The sequence below is a fragment of the Bacillus sp. FSL R7-0672 genome (genome assembly GCF_038601465.1).
Classification (GTDB): Bacteria; Bacillota; Bacilli; order Bacillales; family Bacillaceae; genus Bacillus; species Bacillus pumilus.
Map to the genome: position 1 here is coordinate 37528 of NZ_CP152010.1, position 16237 is coordinate 53764.

At 40.7% G+C, this 16237-nt stretch carries 19 protein-coding genes and 1 rRNA gene; 19 read left to right on the top strand and 1 reads right to left on the bottom strand.

The window, feature by feature from the left end:
• Nucleotides 1-43: 43 nt before the first annotated feature.
• The 14 genes from rrf (at nt 44) to rsmI (ending at nt 9464) form a co-directional block, all read left to right on the top strand.
• Nucleotides 44-159 (top strand): 5S ribosomal RNA (gene rrf / locus MKY18_RS00185).
• 171 nt (nt 160-330) lie between these two features.
• Nucleotides 331-522 (top strand): sigma factor G inhibitor Gin, encoded by a 192-nt coding sequence (locus MKY18_RS00190; protein WP_044140383.1) that lies wholly within the window; start codon nt 331-333, stop codon nt 520-522.
• Between the two features lie 128 nt (nt 523-650).
• On the top strand, nt 651-1265 hold the full coding sequence (locus tag MKY18_RS00195) for a 5-bromo-4-chloroindolyl phosphate hydrolysis family protein (protein WP_126741752.1): 615 nt from the start codon (nt 651-653) through the stop codon (nt 1263-1265).
• Between the two features lie 19 nt (nt 1266-1284).
• The gene (locus MKY18_RS00200) at nt 1285-2343 is read left to right on the top strand and encodes a toxic anion resistance protein (protein ID WP_126741751.1); all 1059 of its coding nucleotides are present in this window, start codon (nt 1285-1287) and stop codon (nt 2341-2343) included.
• Between the two features lie 77 nt (nt 2344-2420).
• The gene (locus MKY18_RS00205; RefSeq protein ID WP_106067704.1) at nt 2421-3830 is read left to right on the top strand and encodes an aminotransferase class I/II-fold pyridoxal phosphate-dependent enzyme; all 1410 of its coding nucleotides are present in this window, start codon (nt 2421-2423) and stop codon (nt 3828-3830) included.
• Nucleotides 3827-4465, top strand: coding sequence for a dTMP kinase (tmk, locus tag MKY18_RS00210; protein WP_065097670.1), 639 nt, complete (start codon nt 3827-3829; stop codon nt 4463-4465). The genes MKY18_RS00205 and tmk overlap by 4 nt, the downstream gene beginning before the upstream one ends.
• A 79-nt stretch (nt 4466-4544) precedes the next feature.
• A complete protein-coding gene (locus MKY18_RS00215) occupies nt 4545-4874 on the top strand; it encodes a cyclic-di-AMP receptor (protein WP_012008640.1) in 330 nt (109 codons plus the stop codon).
• A 12-nt stretch (nt 4875-4886) separates the two neighbouring features.
• Complete coding sequence (locus MKY18_RS00220; protein WP_044140388.1) at nt 4887-5327, top strand: DUF327 family protein; 441 nt, start codon at nt 4887-4889, stop codon at nt 5325-5327.
• Nucleotides 5328-5338: 11 nt separating this feature from the next.
• Nucleotides 5339-6328: a DNA polymerase III subunit delta' gene (holB, locus tag MKY18_RS00225; RefSeq protein WP_065097669.1), complete on the top strand. Its 990-nt coding sequence runs from the start codon at nt 5339-5341 to the stop codon at nt 6326-6328.
• A gap of 2 nt (nt 6329-6330) precedes the next feature.
• On the top strand, nt 6331-7158 hold the full coding sequence (locus MKY18_RS00230; RefSeq protein WP_003217932.1) for a stage 0 sporulation family protein: 828 nt from the start codon (nt 6331-6333) through the stop codon (nt 7156-7158).
• Between the two features lie 14 nt (nt 7159-7172).
• On the top strand, nt 7173-7526 hold the full coding sequence (gene yabA / locus MKY18_RS00235; protein ID WP_003217957.1) for a DNA replication initiation control protein YabA: 354 nt from the start codon (nt 7173-7175) through the stop codon (nt 7524-7526).
• A gap of 55 nt (nt 7527-7581) precedes the next feature.
• On the top strand, nt 7582-8325 hold the full coding sequence (locus tag MKY18_RS00240; RefSeq protein ID WP_113768773.1) for a tRNA1(Val) (adenine(37)-N6)-methyltransferase: 744 nt from the start codon (nt 7582-7584) through the stop codon (nt 8323-8325).
• Nucleotides 8312-8608 (top strand): GIY-YIG nuclease family protein, encoded by a 297-nt coding sequence (locus MKY18_RS00245; protein ID WP_106067701.1) that lies wholly within the window; start codon nt 8312-8314, stop codon nt 8606-8608. The genes MKY18_RS00240 and MKY18_RS00245 overlap by 14 nt, the downstream gene beginning before the upstream one ends.
• Nucleotides 8586-9464 (top strand): 16S rRNA (cytidine(1402)-2'-O)-methyltransferase, encoded by an 879-nt coding sequence (gene rsmI / locus MKY18_RS00250; protein ID WP_065097667.1) that lies wholly within the window; start codon nt 8586-8588, stop codon nt 9462-9464. Before MKY18_RS00245 ends, rsmI begins: the two co-directional genes overlap by 23 nt.
• A gap of 45 nt (nt 9465-9509) precedes the next feature.
• Here the strand turns inward: rsmI and MKY18_RS00255 are convergent, their stop codons facing one another.
• Nucleotides 9510-9800 carry an AbrB/MazE/SpoVT family DNA-binding domain-containing protein gene (locus MKY18_RS00255; protein WP_087975202.1) on the bottom strand — a complete coding sequence of 97 codons (291 nt, stop codon included), beginning with the start codon at nt 9798-9800 and terminating at the stop codon, nt 9510-9512.
• 519 nt (nt 9801-10319) lie between these two features.
• Between MKY18_RS00255 and metG the strand changes: the two genes are divergently transcribed.
• From metG to rsmA, 5 genes are all read left to right on the top strand, one after another.
• Nucleotides 10320-12320 carry a methionine--tRNA ligase gene (metG, locus tag MKY18_RS00260; protein WP_003217934.1) on the top strand — a complete coding sequence of 667 codons (2001 nt, stop codon included), beginning with the start codon at nt 10320-10322 and terminating at the stop codon, nt 12318-12320.
• 81 nt (nt 12321-12401) lie between these two features.
• Nucleotides 12402-13169 carry a TatD family hydrolase gene (locus MKY18_RS00265; protein ID WP_003217927.1) on the top strand — a complete coding sequence of 256 codons (768 nt, stop codon included), beginning with the start codon at nt 12402-12404 and terminating at the stop codon, nt 13167-13169.
• 244 nt (nt 13170-13413) lie between these two features.
• A complete protein-coding gene (locus MKY18_RS00270) occupies nt 13414-14616 on the top strand; it encodes a G5 and 3D domain-containing protein (protein WP_106066824.1) in 1203 nt (400 codons plus the stop codon).
• A 160-nt stretch (nt 14617-14776) separates the two neighbouring features.
• Nucleotides 14777-15337 (top strand): ribonuclease M5, encoded by a 561-nt coding sequence (rnmV, locus tag MKY18_RS00275; RefSeq protein ID WP_012008650.1) that lies wholly within the window; start codon nt 14777-14779, stop codon nt 15335-15337.
• Nucleotides 15330-16208, top strand: a complete 879-nt coding sequence (gene rsmA / locus MKY18_RS00280; RefSeq protein ID WP_044140395.1) for a 16S rRNA (adenine(1518)-N(6)/adenine(1519)-N(6))-dimethyltransferase RsmA — start codon at nt 15330-15332, stop codon at nt 16206-16208. The genes rnmV and rsmA overlap by 8 nt, the downstream gene beginning before the upstream one ends.
• Nucleotides 16209-16237: the final 29 nt, after the last annotated feature.

The following is a 16237-nucleotide window of genomic DNA, read 5'->3' on the forward strand; positions in this document are numbered from 1 at the left end:
GAACATTGTTATCTAGTTTTGAGAGAACATTCTCTCCATCAGGTTTGGTGGCGATAGCGAAGAGGTCACACCCGTTCCCATACCGAACACGGAAGTTAAGCTCTTCAGCGCCGATGGTAGTTGGGGGTCTCCCCCTGTGAGAGTAGGACGCCGCCAAGCTTTTCTAAGGATCAGTTCCATAAGGAACTGGTCTTTTTTGTTTTTTAAGAAAAGGAACAAACACCCGATCTGACATGGATACATATACTAAACTACCATCTAAAACATTCTTAATTTTGTATACAATTGAAAGCGCTAGGGCATACTGAAGCTATAAGTGGAGGTGTCACAATGAGCATAAAAGAGCGAGAAGCGATTTGTTTGATTTGTGAAGAGAAAAAGACAAAGGGAATTTATTTATATCATCAGTTTTTGTGCCGCGACTGTGAGCGAAAGTTAATTTCTACATCGACCTCGGATCCTAGCTATTCCGATTATGTGAGAAAGCTTAAAAATCTTCATACGCCGCCTTTGTATTCATAGACCACTAGATGGTCTTTTTTTATGAGCTATGAAGGATTGGGCTTGTTTTTTGGAACTTAGTTTGGACATCATCCGTAATTCATAATAAGATAAACAGAGAGCCTGATTATTCATAGGAGTCGATGAACATGAAATCAATCTTTTATACATTTATATGGGCCATCCTCTCTACTTTTTTTTCGCTTGTGATTTTAACCGTCAGTATAGGGGTTTTCCATCATCATGCTGGATTATCGATACTGTATGCGATGATTGGGTGGGGCGTGATGTTTGTAGGGAGCAGATGGACTGCTTTCCAATTGTTTTTAAAGAAACACGGACTGTCTCGAAGTGATTATGTATATATCAAACAGCATTTAAAAGAAGCAGGACAAAAGCTTGTGCGTTTAAAAAAAGCTTTATTTGCTGTGAAAAACGTACAAACGATCAAACATAATTATGAAGTTTTTCGGCTTGCACGACGAATCTATACAATAACAAAAAAAGAGCCTAATCGCTTTTATGATGCACAGCGTTTTTATTTTGAAAGCTTGGATTCTGTCGTTGAACTAACTGAGAAATATGCACTATTGTATAATCAGCCCAATCGTAGTCATGAGCTGGAAATGACATTGAGCCAAACCCGAGTGACATTGACAGAGCTGCAACAGCAATTGACGAATGATTTGCAGCAAGTGTTAGGAAGAGATATAGAAGCTCTTCATATTGAGCTTGAAGTAGCTGATAAAATGATGAAGAAATAGATGAAAGGAGTCAAACTCGATGAAACCGGAAGATCACGCCACAACACCGCCTATCCCCAATACAGATCTTCAGTTTCGGGTGTTTGATACCTTATCTGATGAAGAGAAAAACGAAGCTGTGCAGCGAGCTCAGCAGATCCCTGAAAATCCGCAAAAGCTCCTTTTCTATGGTACACGTGTGCAGGAACGACTATTGGAACAATCACAACAGATGATGAAATATGTTGAGAAAAAAGATATTGATCAAATAGGAGACGTGCTGGAGGCCTTTTTGCAGCAGCTACATGTAGTGGAGCCTGAGGATTTAGTGCCAAAGAAACAGGGCTTTTTTTTGAAATGGTTTCAACGGGATAAGCGATCTACTCAGGAGATCATATCACGTTTTCAACATGCAAAATCACAGATCGAGAGATTGTCAGCAAGGCTTCGATATGCAAGAGGCGTATTAATCTCGGACCATATGTTATTAGAGCGTTTATTTGAAGAAAATCAAACATATTTTCAAGAGATGACGATGCAGGTTGCCGCAGTTGAAGCGAAAATGACAACGTTAGAGCAGCAGCCTCTTTCAGAAACGCAACTTTCTGTTGAACGGACGTTAGAGGAGCAATTGATGAGTCAAGAAGTCAATGAAGAAGAGTATGTGGAGAGACTAAAGGAACGAAAGTATGATTTGCTGTTAAGCCGGCAAATTGCATTGCAATGTAATGCTCAAATTCGGATGATCCAGCATACGAATCATACATTGGCCAATCACATTCAATCAACTGTTTCAGCATCTATTCCTCTATGGATCAACCAAATGTCGATTGCATTAACGCATATTCAGCAGCGGGCCAATTCAGTTCTTGAGGACCGAATCCAAAAAACATATGAAAATGTATCGAAACAGCAGGGGCAGATTCTTGAAGAGGCATCTTTAGCCCCTATAGATACCTTGAAAAAGGTTCAACGTCAATTAGCTGAAACATTACAGGAAACGTTACAGGTGAAAGAGCATGGAAGCCAAGAGCGAGCTCAATTGAAAAGCAGTATGTATGAGGCAGAGCAACAGTTGGCGAATCCAATAAAGGAATGAGAAACCATCTTTCGGTTCACTTGTTTGGACGTTATAATAGACTTAAGATATCGTTAAAGTGAAAAGGGTCGATTTGTTTGAGAACACCTTTATATACAGCATTAGCACAGCATGCGGAAAAGAAGCCTTATTCTTTTCACGTTCCAGGACATCACAATGGAGATGTCTTTTTTGATGAGGCACGGTCTCACTATGCTTCAATCCTTCAATTGGATGTGACGGAGCTTGAAGGCCTAGATGATCTTCATCACCCGACTGGGGTCATCCAAGAGGCAGAACATTTATTGACTAAGCTATATGGTTCAGATCAAAGCTTCTTCCTTGTGAATGGTACAACAGTCGGAAATTTGGCGATGGTGATGACAGCATGCCGCACGGGAGACGAGATTTTTGTTCAGCGTAATTGCCATAAGTCTGTCTTTCATGCGATCGAGCTTGCAGGGGCAACGCCTATTCTGATAGACGCTGAGATAGACGCACACTTGCACGTTCCAACACATGTGACGGAAGATATAGTGAGAAAAGCCATAGCAAGACATCCTCATTGCCGGGCAATCGTTTTGACTTATCCGAACTACTACGGACATGCAGCTGATTTATCAAAGCTGATTCACATGTGTCATGAAGCAGGAATGGTTGTTTTGGTTGATGAGGCACATGGTGCGCATTTTGTATTAGGCGGTGCCTTTCCTCTATCTGCTCTTTCCTATGGAGCGGACGTGGTGGTACAATCAGCACATAAAACCCTTCCGGCAATGACGATGGGTTCCTATCTTCATCTTCAAGGGGACCGAATCGATGCGAAGCGTTTGAAAACCTTGCTCACGATGCTTCAAAGTAGTTCGCCCTCTTATCCAATTATGGCCTCATTAGATGTAGCAAGAGCTTATGTCGAGGAGATCAAAGGAAAAGGGACATTGGATGTAATCATGAAAGAACTGACAGAGCTGAAAGATCAGTTCAACCGTCTGACCCATCTTGAAGTGGTTGAACCTGACTCGCTACATTCCGATCCTTTAAAATGCGTCATTCGATCAACAAAAGGACTGACTGGTTACGAACTAAAGCAGGTGCTTGAATCAGTGGATGTTCATCCAGAGCTTGCGGACGAACATCAGGTTTTACTTGTACTTAGCTTAGAACAGAGGAAGGACGTCCCTTTCAAGCGGATCGAGCAGGCTCTTAAGCAAAGTGATTCATTGCTCAAAGGAAAAAAATATACCCAAAATGAGACGGTATCTATTGAGACTGATGAACAAAATCAAGATATAGAGGCTGTCCCATTTGAACATGCAGCAGGCCGGATGAGTGCAGAATCCATTATTCCCTATCCACCTGGAATTCCTTTGATGATTAAGGGAGAGCGTATTGAAAAAGAACAAATTGAAGCGTTAAGCCGTTTGCTTGGTCACGAGGTTCATATTCAAGCAAGTCAGGTCATTCATCAGAGAAAATTATATGTTTATATAGAAGAGGAGACACTATGAGCGGTATGTTTATTACGTTTGAAGGGCCAGAGGGTGCCGGAAAAACGACAGTGATACGAAAAGTGTACGAAGAAATGGAACGTCAAGGATATGCAGTGATGGCGACACGCGAGCCGGGTGGCATTGACATTGCTGAGCAGATCCGTGAAGTCATTTTAAATGAAAAAAATACAAAAATGGACGCGAAAACAGAGGCATTGCTGTATGCAGCAGCAAGAAGGCAGCATTTGGCTGAAAAGGTAGAACCGGCATTGCAGCGCGGAGAGACAGTCTTGTGTGATCGTTTTGTTGATAGCTCTCTTGCTTATCAAGGCTATGCGAGAGGGCTTGGAATTGACCAAGTCAGATCAATTAACGACTTTGCTATTGATGGCACGATGCCGCAAATGACCATTTACTTTTCCATTACACCTGAGGAAGGGCTAAAGCGAATTCACGCCAATCAAGGAAGAGAAAAGAATCGATTAGACATGGAGACGCTGAATTTCCACCAGTTGGTCAGAGAAGGCTATGAACTACTTATTGCGCAATCACCAGAACGATTCCATGTAGTGGATGCTTCTCAGCCGATGCAAAATGTTTATGAAGAAGTACTTCGAGTGATTCAGGACACATTAAAGAAAAATCAAATATGACCTCATTCCCAATCGTTGTTATAATATAGAGGAAGACATCGGCATGTCACCTGTGCCTAAAACAAAGGAGGCCAATCAAATGAAATTAATTGTTGCCGTTGTACAGGACCAAGATAGCAGCAAGTTGTTGAAAATATTGACTGAACATCAATTCGGCGTGACAAAATTAGCTTCAACTGGTGGGTTTTTAAAGTCTGGGAATACGACTTTTATCATTGGTTGTGATGATGTCCGAGTGGATAAAGCATTGCAGCTTATAAAAGAAAATTGCCGCAAACGTGATCAAATGATTGCACCTGTATCTCCAATGGGTGGTAACGCAGATTCTTATGTACCATACCCTGTTGAGGTTGAAGTTGGTGGAGCTACTGTCTTTATTCTGCCAGTTGAACAATTTCATCAATTCTAAGGATGGGTTGCTGTGAAAATTAATCAAGATATGCGGCTGCTTTTAGAAAAGCGTGAACTCCAAGGCATGAAAGGAAGCCAGACATCTGCCTCCTTTAAAGCATCGATGGAGACGCAAAGCGGCAAAATGCGCTTAGAGCAGCTGACGGTTATGCTGAGTGATATCGAAGTGTTCGGTAAAAAGCTGACAAAGTCACGAAACTTAAAGGACTTGGCTAGGTTTAAAGGTCTTGTGAAGCGCTTTGTGAAAGAGACAGTCGATAATGGGTTAAATATAGAAACATCAAGAAGTTTTGACATTTATGGCAACACGCGTACACTCGCTTTAGTCAAAGCATTAGATGAAAAGCTGATTGAATTAACAGAGGATATGATGGACCAAGAGAAGCCATCTATTGATTTGCTTGAACGTATTGGAGAAATAAAAGGTTTATTGATTAACCTTTACACATAGAGAGTGATAACATGGCAATTAGCTGGGATGACATGAATGATTTGCAGCCGCGCGTCATGCGGCTGATTTTTAATAGTATTGATAAAGACCGACTTGCGCATGCCTACTTATTTGAAGGAAAAAAAGGTACTGGTAAGCGGGATGCTGCGATGCTTTTGGCTAAGAGCTTTTTTTGCTTGGAATCAGGAGTGGAACCGTGTGAATCCTGTCAAAACTGCAAAAGGATTGAGTCAGGAAACCATCCCGATTTACATCTCGTGCAGCCTGATGGTCAATCAATTAAGAAAGCGCAAGTACAGGCATTGCAAGAGGAATTTACAAAAGCAGGTGTGGAATCTCACCGAAAAATGTATATCATTCTTCATGCGGACAAAATGACGGTCAATGCCGCGAACAGTTTATTAAAGTTCCTAGAGGAGCCTAACCGGGAAACGATGGCAATTTTAATCACTGAGCAATCGCATAAAATGTTGGATACGATTATTTCAAGATGTCAGATGCTCAGCTTTCAGCCGCTGCAGCCACAATCCTTGGAGCAGCAGCTATTACAAGAAGGCGTATCTCAGCATCTTGCAAGGCTTTTGTCGAATTTAACCAACAATTTAGCAGAAGCACTCGAATTAAGTCGAAATGATCAGTTTGCAGAGTCTAGAGCGAAAGTGATAAAATTGTATGAAGTCTTACACCAGCGAAAAGAACATGCATTTTTTTATATACAAGATCAATGGATGCCTTTTTTCAAAGAGAAAGACCTTCAAGAAACAGGTCTGGATATGCTTTTATTTATATATCGTGATGTATTGTCGATTCAAATAGGAAATGAAGATAAAGTCATTTATCAAGACTTATTCCAGACAATGAAGCAGCACGCGCTGCATTCCACACAGCAGATGGTGACGAACCAGATCCTTGCTGTATTAGAAGCGAAAAAGAGACTTCAATCCAACGTGAATGCCCAAGGGCTGATGGAGCAATTGGTGTTGATGTTGCAGGAGGGATAAGCTTGTACAACGTAATTGGTGTTCGCTTTAAAAAAGCGGGCAAAATCTATTATTTCGATCCTAATGGATTTCATATAGAAAATGATAGTTGTGTCATTGTAGAGACGGTCAGAGGTGTTGAGTACGGACAAGTGGTCATCGCTAATAAAAAAGTAGATGAACACGATGTCGTTCTTCCTCTGCGTAAGGTGATTCGTGTAGCAGATGAACGAGACCGGCTCATCGTTGAGGAAAACAAAGAGGCAGCGATGACAGCCTTTGATACATGTCTTCAGAAGGTAAGTGAACATGGGCTTGAAATGAAGCTGGTTGATGTTGAATTTACATTTGACCGAAACAAGGTCATCTTCTACTTCACAGCGGATGGCAGAGTAGATTTCCGCGAGCTAGTGAAGGATCTTGCATCGATCTTCAAAACGAGAATTGAACTTCGCCAGATTGGTGTAAGAGATGAGGCAAAAATGCTGGGTGGCATAGGACCTTGCGGGCGAATGCTTTGCTGTTCGACATTCTTAGGAGACTTTGAACCAGTATCCATTAAGATGGCAAAAGATCAAAACTTGTCGCTAAATCCCACAAAAATTTCAGGGCTTTGCGGTCGTTTGATGTGCTGCTTGAAATATGAGAATGATGAGTATGAAACAGCGAAAGAACAATTGCCGGATATCGGTGAAACGATTCAAACATCTAGTGGCTCTGCAAAGGTAGTAGGGCTCAACATTTTAGAACGAATTTTGCAAGTTGAATTAACCGGGCAAGAAAAAGTGGTAGAATATACTTGGGAAGAATTATTACAAGAAGGCGTTGTATCTGCACAAACAACTGAGTAACGAGGTGTGCCACCTTGGATAAAAAGGAACTATTTGATACGGTAATCAATTTAGAAGAACAAATCGGTTCTCTTTATCGCCAGTTAGGTGATTTGAAAAATCATATCGGTGAAGTGATTGAAGAAAATCATCAGCTGCAGATGGAGAATCAGCACTTGCGTGAACGTCTGGATCAGTCCGATCGGGACAAATCGTCTGAGACAGAGAATGATTCTGCTCAGAAACCAGGTCATTCTGATATAGGAGAAGGTCATGATAACCTGGCTCGGTTATATCAGGAGGGCTTCCATATTTGCAATGTACATTATGGGAGCATACGTAAAGAGGGAGACTGTTTGTTCTGTCTGTCATTTTTAAATAAAAAATGAGAAAAGGCTTCCGCTGAATCGGAAGCCTTTTTCACAGGAAAAGAAAGGATACATCATGGTTTCGTTAAGAGAAGATGAACGATTAGATTATTTGCTCGCCGAAGATATGAAGATTATTCAAAGTAAAACGGTTTTCGCCTTTTCATTGGACGCAGTCTTATTAGCAAAATTTGCGTATGTGCCCATTCAAAAAGGAGAGATCATTGATCTTTGTACAGGAAATGGCATTGTGCCATTGCTGCTTTCGACTCGATCTAAGGCTTCCATTACTGGGGTCGAAATTCAAGAACGGCTGTTTGATATGGCAAAAAGAAGTGTGGCGTATAATCAACTTGAAAAGCAGATAGAACTGATTTATGGAGATCTGAATGATATGCCAGCACGCTACGGCAATCACAAAGTAGATGTCATCACATGTAATCCGCCATATTTTAAGACACCTTCTAAGGAAGAAATCAATGAGAATGAATACTTGGCCATTGCTCGGCATGAAATCCATTGTACATTAGAAGATGTCATTCGCGTTTCTTCCACGCTGCTGAAGCAAGGAGGGAAACTGGCGATGGTTCATCGGCCTGGCCGGCTACTTGAGATTGTGGAATTGATGAAGAAGTACCGAATTGAGCCGAAACGAATTCAATTTGTTTATCCCAAACAGGGTAAGGAAGCCAATACCATCTTAGTAGAGGGAATAAAAGATGGAAAACCAGATCTGAAAATTCTCCCGCCTCTTTTTGTTTATGGAGATGATCAAGAGTATACAGAGGAAATCAGGACGATACTGTATGGAGAAGCATAATCATTTTTTCTATGTATTGAAATGTGCAGACGGCAGCCTATATGCAGGTTATACAAATGATTTACAAAAAAGACTGACGACCCACAATAGTGGAAAGGGAGCAAAGTATACAAGAGCAAGACGGCCGGTTGAGCTGTATTATCATGAATGTTTTGCAACCAAAAGAGAAGCCATGCAGCAAGAATATCGTTTTAAAACGTGGACACGGAAAAAGAAAGATCTTTATATAGAAGAAATGCGTATTGAAAAGGAGGCGGCACATGAAAACACAGAAAAGCTTTGATGGTCAATCAGATATGGGCATTCTATATCTCGTCCCAACCCCAATTGGCAATTTAGAAGATATGACGTTTCGAGCCATCCAAACATTAAAAGATGTAGACTATATTGCCGCAGAGGATACAAGACAAACGAAAAAACTTTGTCATGTCTATGAAATTGATACGCCATTAACGAGTTATCATGAGCATAACAAAGACAGCAGCGGCCACAAGTTGATCGAATGGTTAAAAGAAGGAAAAAACATCGCACTCGTGAGTGATGCTGGTTTACCGACGATCTCTGATCCAGGTGCTGAAGTGGTCAGTGACTTTACTAATATCGGCGGTTATGTCGTTCCGTTACCTGGAGCAAATGCTGCACTTACAGCACTCATTGCCTCAGGGATCACGCCGCAGCCATTTTTCTTTTATGGATTTCTTGACCGACAAAAAAAGGAAAAGAAAAAACAGCTCGAAGCTTTGAAGAAGCGTCAAGAAACAATCATTTTCTATGAAGCGCCTCATCGGTTAAAAGAAACGCTGACTTTGATGAAGGAAGTGTGGGGCAACCGGAATATCGCCATTACGAGAGAACTAACGAAAAAATTTGAAGAGTTTATTCGTGGAGATTTAGAGTCTGTGCTGACATGGGCGGTAGAGAATCAAATCCGAGGTGAATTCTGTCTTGTCGTACAAGGTAACGATCAAGATGAAGAAGAGCTAAATGAAGAAGCCTGGTGGAAGTCCTTATCAGAAAAAGAACACGTGATCCATTACATAGAAGAAGGATTAACGTCGAAGGAAGCCATTAAACGTACAGCCGTCGAACGTGGTGTACCAAAGCGCAACATATATGATGCCTATCATATTGAACAATAAAGAAAGGTTCTTGCAAACGGTGCAAGAACCTTTTTTATATCAAACTTATTTTTGTGATTGAAGTTGGTTTTGGATTTCGTTAATGATTTGCTCTGCACCTTCACGACTAAGAACTAATTTACCATTAGCAAGTTTAAGGTTATCGTCTGATACTTCACCTGTAACTTGGCAAGTCATGTTTGGTTTATATTTTTTTAGGATAATTTTTTCATCATCAACATAAATTTCCAAAGCGTCTTTTTCAGCGATTCCTAGAGTACGGCGAAGTTCGATTGGAATCACCACGCGCCCTAATTCGTCAACTTTACGTACAATACCTGTAGATTTCATCTTCATTCTCCTCCCAAAGAGTTCTTATTCTTAATATAATATTATCTTCGTCATTATTCGACAAATTCCTTACATTCATAGCATAACAAGGTTTCCATAAATCGTCAATCATTTTGTTTACTATTGTTTGTAAAATATGACTCTTAAAGTCAAAAGACCTTGAAACTACTGATTTATAAGGATTTTGCGGGTTTTTTCTATGAAAATATGAGAAATAACGAGTTCAGATTAACAAGACTTTTGCCCTAAATTAGACAATTGTAAATCTGGAGATAGATTTCATACGACAATATTCGACAAAATGTCGACGGGTTTGTCGTTTTTTTGAAAAACTCATCTTTTTCGATCATTTCATCTTGTTCTATGTATATATGCTTGATCTTAAAGGCTAAGATGGTATCATAGAGAAAGCACAAGTGCAAAATTTAATAAATGGATCTAACACATTTTCATGTAATGATGATAACCGCTCTCGTCCATTGGGCGGGAGTTTTTGACTTTTACACACACGCAGGAGGTTCCAACATGCCGGAAAAGAAAAAAACGTTCTATCTGACAACACCTATTTACTATCCGAGCGGAAAATTACATATTGGACATGCTTATACGACAGTAGCAGGGGATGCTATGGCTCGTTATAAACGTCTTCAAGGCTATGATGTGATGTATTTAACGGGTACAGATGAGCACGGACAAAAAATTCAGCAAAAAGCTGAAGAACAAAACATCACACCGATCGAGTATTTAGATCCGGTCGTAGCAGACATTCAATCACTATGGAAGAAACTCGACATTTCCAATGATGATTTCATCCGTACAACAGAAAAAAGACACACGAAAATCATTGAGCAAGTGTTTCAAAAGCTACTTGATCAAGGTGATATTTATTTAGATCAATATGAAGGCTGGTACAGTATTCCTGATGAGACATTCTATACGGAAACACAGCTTGTGGATGTTGAGCGGAATGAAAAAGGAGAAGTCACTGGCGGGAAAAGCCCTGACAGCGGACATCCTGTCGAATTAATTAAAGAGGAATCATATTTCTTCCGTATGAGTAAGTATGCGGATCGTTTACTAGACTATTACGAAAAGAATCCAACGTTCATTCAGCCTGAATCAAGAAAGAATGAAATGATCAATAACTTCATCAAACCAGGTTTAGAGGATCTAGCTGTATCAAGAACAACCTTTGACTGGGGAATTAAAGTTCCAAACAATCCAAAGCACGTCATCTATGTATGGATTGATGCGTTGTTCAACTATTTAACTGCGATTGGTTACGGAACTGATCAGGATGAAAAATATAAAAAATATTGGCCTGCCAACGTGCATCTCGTAGGGAAAGAAATTGTTCGTTTCCATACGATTTATTGGCCAATTATGCTGATGGCACTCGATCTGCCGCTGCCGAAACAAATTTTCGCACACGGCTGGCTGCTGATGAAAGATGGTAAGATGTCTAAATCAAAAGGGAACGTAGTAGATCCGGTCACATTAATTGATCGCTACGGTCTTGATGCCCTTCGTTATTACCTCCTTCGTGAAGTACCATTTGGTGCGGATGGTGTGTTTACACCAGAAGGATTCGTGGAACGTGTAAACTATGATCTTGCCAATGATTTAGGTAACTTGCTTAACCGTACAGTTGCGATGGTGCAAAAATATTTTGACGGGACATTAAGCAGCTATAAGGGTCCAGTTAATGAGTTTGATGAGGAACTTAAAGCAGTAGCTGAGCAAACAGTCAAAGCCTATGAAGAAGCGATGGAAAATCTTGAATTCTCGGTGGCTCTTTCAAATGTTTGGACATTAATCAGCAGAACCAATAAATATATTGACCAGACAGCTCCTTGGGTGCTGGCAAAGGATGAAACAAAACGAAAAGAGCTGCATTCTGTCATGTATCATTTAGCAGAATCATTGCGCATCACAGCAGTGCTCTTAACGCCATTCCTAACGAAAACACCTGAGAAAATTTTCTTCCAGCTTGGCATTGAAGAAGAGAAACTTAAAAGCTGGGATAGCATTCTATCTTTCGGTGCGATTCAACAAGCGACGGTACAAAAAGGCGAGCCTTTGTTCCCGCGTTTAGAGGTTGAAGAAGAAGTAGCATATATTAAAGAGAAAATGCAGGGAAGTGCACCAAAGGTAGAAGAAGAGAAAGTAGAAATAGAAGAAACAGAATTACCTGAGCTAGGAACAGAAATTGCTTTTGATGATTTCTCAAAAGTTGATCTTCGAGTCGCACAGGTACTGGAAGCAGCCCCAGTGAAAAAAGCAGATCGTCTCTTAAAGCTGCAGCTTGATTTTGGATTTGAAAAGAGACAAATTGTTTCAGGGATAGCCAAGCATTATCAACCTGAGGAATTAGTAGGGAAAAAGCTCGTCTGTGTAGCGAATCTCACACCAGTTAAACTCAGAGGGGAAATTTCCCAGGGAATGATTTTAACTGGAGAAACTAGCGGGAAATTGCAGGTTCTTGAAGTGGATCAATCTCTAGCGAATGGAACAAAAATTTTATAAATCAACAAAGGTGTTCCACGTGTAACATTTCGTCGAACACCTTTTGTTTTTTAGCAGAATTGTCGAAAGGAGCAATCAACGATGTTATTTGATACACATGCCCACTTAAATGCGGAACAATATAATGAAGACTTAGAGCAGGTGATCGAAAGAGCGAAGAGTGAAAAAGTCGAAAAAATCGTGGTGGTAGGGTTTGACCGCTCGACAATTACGAGAGCAATGGAATTAATTGAAGAGTATGATTTCATCTATGCAGCCATTGGCTGGCACCCAGTTGACGCCATCGATATGACAGATGAGGATTTGCTGTGGATCAAAGAATTATCTCAACATGAAAAAGTCGTTGCGATTGGAGAAATGGGTCTGGATTACTATTGGGACAAGTCGCCAAAAGATGTGCAAAAAGAAGTCTTTAAACGTCAAATTGCTCTTGCGAAAGAAGTGAATCTTCCAATTATTATTCATAATCGTGACGCAACGGAAGATGTCGTGACGATCTTAAAGGAAGAGGGAGCGGCTGAAGTTGGAGGGATTATGCATTGCTTTACTGGCAGCCTAGAAATCGCAAAAGCGTGTATGGATATGAACTTTTATATTTCATTCGGTGGACCCGTGACATTTAAAAATGCCAAAAAACCGAAGGAAGTTGTCAAGGACATACCAAGTGACCGGCTTTTAATTGAAACAGACTGCCCATACTTAACGCCAGCGCCATTTAGAGGAAAACGCAACGAGCCGAGTTATGTGAAATATATCGCAGAACAGATTGCAGAGTTACGAGATATAAGCTTTGAAGAGCTTGCTGAAGTGACCACAAAAAATGCGAAAAAAGTTTTCGGTATAAACTGACAGTATATGATGTCAATCCTTGTTTAAGCTTGTCCATTTGTGAAACATAACGAAAATGTTCTACACGTTTACGCCTCTTCATAGGATAAGTTGTCGATAAGTCTTTCTTCCCTTCCTTCCATTAAACTCCCATAATAGGGGTACAATCGAGCATTTTTGTACAGTGGGTGGAAGGGTTGACAGGTTTTGAGATACTCTATATAATCTCTCCGAGGAGAAGGAGGCGTTTTTCATCGTACAAAAAATGAAAAATCTGTTTTCTGTTAAGCTAGGAAAAGGCAAGGTTTTATTACTAGTTGTTTGCTTGCTTTTAGCTGGAACTGGGACGGCTTACGGTGCGCATGAGCTCACTAAGCAGTCTATTACCATTTCAATCAATGGTAAAGAGAAGACAATTCGTACACATGAAGAGACAGTAGCACAGCTGCTTTCAGACCTTGGAATAAAGACCAAGGTGGAGGATCATATCTCTCCAAGTCTAAATACAAAGATTGAAGACAACATGAACATTGTGTATGATGCGGCTATACCGGTTCATCTGACCCTAGATGGGAAAGAGAAAACGATATGGACAACAGATCAGACGGTAGGAGCATTATTGAAGAATGAGAAGATAGATATTGGGAAGCACGATCAAGTAACTCCAGGAAAGAATGACAAGATTAAAAAGGATATGGATCTTGTGGTTGAGCAGGCCTTTCAGGTCAGCGTAAATGATGGAGGAAAAGAGAAAAAAGTGTGGACCACTTCGACTACGGTCGCTGACTTTTTAAAGCAACAAGAGCTGAAGCTCAAGAAGCACGATAAGATCAAACCTGCGTTACATAGTCATATTTCTAAAAAAAGCGCAGATATCCAGATCACTCGGGTGGAAAAAGTCACCGATGTAGTGGAAGAGAAAATTGCTTTTGATACCAAACATAAAAAGGATCGTTCTCTTGAAAAAGGAAAAGAGAAGGTGCTTAAAAAAGGTGAAGAAGGTAAATTGAAGAAGCACTATGCCATTGTGAAAGAAAACGGCAAAGTGGTGTCTAAAGAATTGATTAAAGAAGTGACTGAAAAAGATAGCAAGGATCGTTTAGTGGCCATTGGTACACAAGAGTCCCAAAAAGAGCCTAAAGCGACACCTGCCGTTTCAAGAAGCAATGAATCGTCAGGAAAAGAATTTTATGTGGCGTCGACAGCCTATACAGCGAGCTGTGCTGGATGTACGGGCAGAACGTCAACAGGCTATAATTTAAAATCAAATCCAGGTGCAAAGGTCATAGCAGTTGATCCGAGTGTCATTCCGCTAGGCTCTAAAGTGTATGTGGAAGGCTATGGATATGCCGTTGCATCAGACACTGGATCTGCTATAAAAGGGAATAAAATTGATGTGTTCGTCCCAAATAAGTCGGCAGCTTATCAATGGGGAAATAAACGAGTGAAAATTAGAGTACTCAAATAAACACATCAAATCATTTATATGAACAGAGGGCTTTGCGCACCCTCTGTTTTTTTGGTTATAATAGAAGCACTGTTTTCTAATTAATTAGACGCAAAAACAGCATAAAAGGTTTCGTTTTTTAACCAAAAATTGTTTATTGTTTTTGCAAGCGGAGGAATACATGAAAATCAAAGAAATCATTGTGGTGGAAGGTCGTGACGACACTGCGAGAGTGAAGATGGCAGTTGATGCAGATACGATCGAAACAAACGGATCAGCCATTGGCGATACAGTTATTCAACAAGTGCGTCTTGCTCAGGAGACGAGAGGGGTCATTATTTTAACTGATCCTGATTTCCCTGGGGAGAAGATCCGGAAAACCATCGCAGAAGCGGTTCCTGGCTGTAAGCACGCATTTTTGCCAAAACATCTTGCGAAGGCGAAACGGGACAAAGGAATTGGTGTCGAGCATGCTTCCTTGGACAGTATTCGGGAATGCCTTGCCCATGTCCATGAGGAAATGGAAGTAACGGAAAGTGACATTACATTAGATGACTTATTTGACGCAGGCCTAATTGGAGGCGAATCATCGAAACGCCGCCGAGAACGACTAGGTGTGCTATTAAATATAGGATATACCAATGCGAAGCAGCTGCATAAGCGCCTTCACATGTTCCAAATAACCAAACATGATTTTATTGCGGCCTTAAAGACCGTCATGCAGGAGGAAGCCGATGAATAAAGATATAGCGACACCCATCAGAACGAAGGAAATACTGAAGAAATACGGTTTCTCTTTTAAAAAGAGCTTAGGGCAGAACTTTTTAATTGATACAAATATACTCGATCGTATTGTCGATCACGCAGAGGTGACGGATGAGACCGGCGTGATTGAGATTGGGCCTGGTATCGGTGCATTGACCGAGCAGCTCGCTAAGCGTGCAAAGAAAGTCACCGCTTTTGAAATCGATCAGCGTTTATTGCCCATTTTAAACGATACGCTTTCTCCATATGATAATGTTACGATCATTCATCAAGACGTATTAAAGGCGGATGTGAGGAAGGTCATCGAGGAAAATTTTGCTGACTGTAAAGAAGTGATGGTTGTTGCCAACCTTCCATATTACGTGACGACACCGATTATTATGAAACTGCTTGAAGAAAACCTTCCATTGAAAGGGATTGTGGTTATGCTGCAAAAAGAAGTAGCAGATCGTATGGCCGCTGTCCCTTCATCAAAGGAATACAATTCGCTGTCTATCGCAGTTCAATACTATACGGAAGCGAAAACGGTGATGGTTGTGCCTAAAACGGTTTTCGTTCCACAGCCAAATGTCGATTCGGCTGTGATCAAGCTAACTGTTCGTGAAACGCCTGCTGTCTCAGTAGAAAATAATGAATTTTTCTTTCAATTGATCCGTGCGAGCTTTGGTCAGCGCCGAAAAACATTGATGAATAATCTCATGAACAACTTACCTGATGGAAAGCAACATAAAGCGATCATTGAAGAAGCACTTCAAATAGCAGACATTGATGGAAAGCGCCGCGGCGAGTCATTATCCATTGAGGAATTTGCCCGTTTGTCGAATGTTTTACAAAAAGCCCTGTCTTAAGGGCTTTTTTCTTTTGTTTTTCACCACTT